This window comes from Paucimonas lemoignei (assembly GCF_004342585.1).
Taxonomy (GTDB): Bacteria; Pseudomonadota; Gammaproteobacteria; order Burkholderiales; family Burkholderiaceae_D; genus Paucimonas; species Paucimonas lemoignei.
On sequence record NZ_SLZQ01000027.1, the window covers coordinates 1 to 4,450 of the forward strand.

General features: G+C 49.3%; 4 protein-coding genes. All 4 read left to right on the forward strand.

The features are described from left to right. Positions 1-929 (forward strand): DUF2345 domain-containing protein (locus EDC30_RS19260; protein WP_132260558.1); only part of this gene is annotated, 929 nt, incomplete at its 5' end. Between the two features lie 6 nt (positions 930-935). Further along, a complete protein-coding gene (locus EDC30_RS19265) occupies positions 936-1,856 on the forward strand; it encodes a DUF4123 domain-containing protein (protein WP_165973894.1) in 921 nt (306 codons plus the stop codon). Between the two features lie 98 nt (positions 1,857-1,954). Next, positions 1,955-2,545, forward strand: a complete 591-nt coding sequence (locus tag EDC30_RS19270; RefSeq protein WP_165973895.1) for a hypothetical protein — start codon at positions 1,955-1,957, stop codon at positions 2,543-2,545. A gap of 15 nt (positions 2,546-2,560) precedes the next feature. Then, positions 2,561-4,255: a T6SS phospholipase effector Tle1-like catalytic domain-containing protein gene (locus tag EDC30_RS19275; RefSeq protein ID WP_132260563.1), complete on the forward strand. Its 1,695-nt coding sequence runs from the start codon at positions 2,561-2,563 to the stop codon at positions 4,253-4,255. Positions 4,256-4,450: the final 195 nt, after the last annotated feature.

Below are 4,450 nucleotides of genomic sequence, written 5' to 3' on the forward strand. Positions count from 1 at the left end.
GCGGCAGCTTCCGTGGTACCGGGTGGGAACTGCGCACCGATGCCTGGGGCGCGCTTCGAGCTGGCAAAGGACTGCTGCTCTCCACGTATTACGGCACAGTGCCCGGTGGGCAGCCGGAACCCGCCGGAGATAATGCCGCCGGTGTGGCACTATTGAAACAGGCGCAAGGCTTTGCCGACACATTCAATCAGGCGGCACAGACGCACCAGACCGTGCAAATGATCGCCGCCAAGGGAAATCAGACTCTGAATGGTGCATCGGGCCAGAGTAACTTGGATGATGAACTGCCGCCGCTGGCCGCGATGCTGAAGAAAGCCTCAGGCCAGGTCAGCGCCATCGATGGCAGCGAGGAAGGTGCAGGCGACAAGGTACCGCACAGCACCGCGCCTCTGATTACGGTGACGGCCCAGGCAGGATTGGGGATGACGGCTGCCGACGGGTTGCATGTCGCAGCAGGAGAAACCGCGCATTTTGCGGCCGGACGGGATATGCATGTCGCGGTGGGTGAAGCGCTGAGTATGCATAGCGGCCAGGCGATCGGCATACTGGCCGGTGCCGTGGGCGCTGGGGATGGCGACACAGGGATCAAGCTGTATGCGGGACAAGGCGATGTGGATATCCGGGCACAGAGCGATCAGATCACCTTGGCGGCGAAGGAGTTAATGCGGCTGATCTCGGCGAATAGCCATGTGGATATGGCGGCGGCTAAAAGTATTGAACTGTGCACCGAGGGCGGGGCGAGCCTGAAGATCGAGGGCGGGAATATTACCTTCGCCTGTCCGGGGAAGATTTCGATCAAGGCGGCCAGCAAGAGCTTTACCGGGCCAACCAGTATCATTTATACGTTACCGGTTATGCCCCATAGTATATGCGCACCGTGCATGATTGGAGCCAGTGCCAGTACGTCACCGTTTGCTGCGCGGTCTTAAATGAACATGAGCCATCACAAGGAATTACTTCCAGCGCCATCGCCGCTAACGGAATTGCTGCACAAGGATAAGCACAGCGATGCCAATCCATATCTGCTTGCCGATGGAGCGCGGCTGCTTAAATATCAGATTCGTGGAACATTGCCTCTACATGTACATCTAGGAACGTCCTTGGCTGTGTTTGATGACATCACACATCAGGCCCATGCTGTCGGCCCTTTATTGTTTGATTTGGATTGGTCAGCCTGGGAACAATCGAGGCGCTTCAATTTTCTTGAAACACTTTTTCTCGGTGATGTATGCAGTTTCCTGCTGTCGCCGCTATCCCGGCAAGAGCTTGCGCACCACTTGCACCACCACCTCGATGTAATTCTGGAAGACGGCAGTGAAATGCTGATGCGTTTTTATGATCCTCGCGTATTGGCAAGCTGGTACCAAATATTACCGACTAGCCAGCGCCAGGATCTTGGTTTGGGTATAACCGCATGGGGCTACTTCGATCACCAACAGCAAGTTTGCTGGCTACCGATAGAGAAAAAAAGGAACGAATTTCCCGAAAAAGCCTATCCATTTCAAATTACAGCACAACAGGAAGAAGCATTATTGCGGCAATGTCTTCCTTACACGTTATTGGACCGTTTACTTCTCGATGCCAGCAGCGGCTTGGATACGGTGAAAAGGTCGCAACGTTATCAAATTTTAGCGACACTCATTCAGAAGTCACAAAAATATGGCTTTGACGGCATGGCCAACCTTGAAAATTTTTGTCGCCTCGGATTGCAATACGGCGTCGATTTTGATCAGATGCAACCAATGCAACGACTGCTAGGCCAAACAAATAAACCTGCGCATCTTGATGAACTGCTGACCCAGTTTTCCACAAAAGACTGGGAAGCGATGAAAGCGTTTGATTGGGTTAATGAATGAGATTACTGAAAATACGCCATAGCACGAGCACTCTACTGCTAGCGATGATGTTCTGTTCGATACTTGTCAGTTGCAAGGAAAAACACGAAGGCGGCCTCTTGTCGTCAATAGACGATAAGGAAATCTATAACGACAAAGCTGGCCGATATAAAAGTATGAGCTTTTTGGTTAACAGTTATTTGGACTACATGGTTTTACATATTAGTGTGCTGCCGATCGATAAAAATGAGTTGCAATATAGTGTAGCCGCACCGGGTGTGAATCCGGAGCTAAGCATGAACCGGTGGGGCGGATCAGCATCAGGGTACGATTTCACATGGGACAAAACATGGAAAACTCCAAAGCAGTTCAAAGTTTGGTGGCAACGAATTGTTGATCCTGACGAATATGCGAAAAATAAAATAGATGCTCGATATCTTATTAAAGAAACAGAACGGGGAACTGCATGGTGTGAGGCGATTATTACAATTAATAATCCACTGCCGGAAGAGCCTGGTTATTTTATCCTGCACTTCTACCCAGATGGTCACGTCGATGCTTACATTTCCGAACTCAAAGAATTAGAAGCGGAACAGCCAAAGGTGAAATTCGAAGATCGGATGAAGCTATCAGTGTTAAGAGAAAAGCCCTGCCTAAAAGAGATACCTAATCCCTACTATGGGCTGCCTAAGCCAGTCCAACAAAATTAATCCACACCTAAAAAAATGAACCCAAATTCAGTACGCCGGCTAACTGACAAGCTTGATCCGAGTGATGAAGGTGCACGACGAAGAATTCGTGCAAAATTGAATCAAGAAGAAATACACGCTGAAGTATGCAAGACATGCCCAAAGCCGATCTGGTTTACCGCATTTTTTGATGGCACGGGAAATAATTACGTTGAAGATGGGGGACCATCAACTGATGCTTCCAAAGTTAAATATAGCAATATCGCTAAACTCGCCTACTTTGCTCATCCCTCCGACAATAGTGCTCCTCCCCGCACTTATAGCGCCTACATTCAGGGGGTAGGCACGCCATACGGCGAAGTAAATGACTCCGGGAAGGGGTATGACAACGCGATTGGCATGGCTGCAGCAGGTAGAGGACAAGCTCGCATTGAAAAAATGATGGAAAAATTGGAAAGAGCTGTTGATAAGAATTGGCCTCATGTCAGCCAAATCAACTTGGCAGTTTTCGGTTTTTCCCGTGGCGCAACGCAAGCCCGCGCCTTCTTACACATGCTCGAATCTAGGTTAGCTTACTCGATGGGAGATCGCCTGTATTGGAGAAAATTTAACGTCAATCAGAAACAACCTGAGATTGTCGTTTACTTCATGGGCATCATGGACACAGTATCTTCTACTGGTTTCGGCGGAAGCCAGTCAGAAACTGTGGCAAAAGTTGCTGCGCCATTGGCTATTACGCTCCTTGCACCAGGCCCGGGCGGTATGGTTCTGGGCCCAATGGCTGGCGGCGTATTGCATGCCGCCGATAAAGGTGGCCACGCTGAGTGGGCTAATGACCTCAGCATCCCAACTTATGTGCAGAAATGCATACACTTTGTGGCTGGACATGAGGTGCGAGAAAAATTTCCATCGGACTCGGTACGTCGAGATCAAGTTGTGCCCCCCAACTGCGTCGAAATTGTCTACCCCGGCATGCATTCTGATGTGGGAGGTGGATATGCACCATCTGATCCGGAATACCAGGAGGGCCGCAGTAACGAACTAGCACGAATTCCACTATGTCACATGTACTTTGAAGCATACAAGGCAGGAGTCCCTTTCAAATCACCAGCCGAAATAATGGCGAGCGCCCGCGCTCTTTTTGAAATTTCCGATGAGCTTAAGCGCACCTTTGAAACGTATATGAAGGATGCGCCAGTAGGCGAAAAGTTAGAAACTGCCATCATTTGGCACATGAACCGATATTTTGAATGGAGAGAAAGTCGTCGTCGGCGTCAAGCGGATGGTCGGCTAAGGCCAGGAAAAACCGATCCTTACATGACCATCACCGATGCTGAATGGTCGAGAGACGTGATCAGCATCGCAGAAAGCCAAACCGGATGGGTACGAACAAGGGCATACCCTAATGAACAAGCAATTTTCGACGCATACAAACACAAACTAGTTGGGAAGATGGGCGAAAAGGAGCGTGCTGATTTCGACCTGTTTTTTGATAGTTACGTACATGACTCGATAGCAGGATTTAAAAAGCAAATGAAGGAAGCCTTCTCTCTACTGACAACAGCGGAAAGAAGTCGTTGGAGTATTGGCCGAAGGATTTTTATGGGAAAACGTGCCGATAAGTTCTTATATTGGACTTATGATGGATGGCTACCAGAATCTAGCGGTACAAAAGAAGCATTTAACATGCAACAACCACAAAATATTCAAGAACGATCCGCACTCGCTTAGTTTTAGCATAACAAAATGGGATAATAGAGCCGGAATATAATGTATGCTTCTGGCACTCTAGGTCATTCCATTTTGATTTTTGTCTGAGTCACAAATAAAACAATGGCGGGCGCGGCATTCGCTTCCATCGCGACGCGGCGGTCGAAGTTCAGGACACGATCCAGCAACTTGGCTGTGAACGCCTGTCGCAACCCG

Excerpts from the sequence above, each read along its gene's own strand:
- EDC30_RS19275 (WP_132260563.1), top strand. The coding sequence starts at position 2,561 with ATGAACCCAAATTCAGTACGCCGGCTAACTGACAAGCTTGATCCGAGT.
- EDC30_RS19265 (WP_165973894.1), top strand. The coding sequence starts at position 936 with ATGAGCCATCACAAGGAATTACTTCCAGCGCCATCGCCGCTAACGGAA.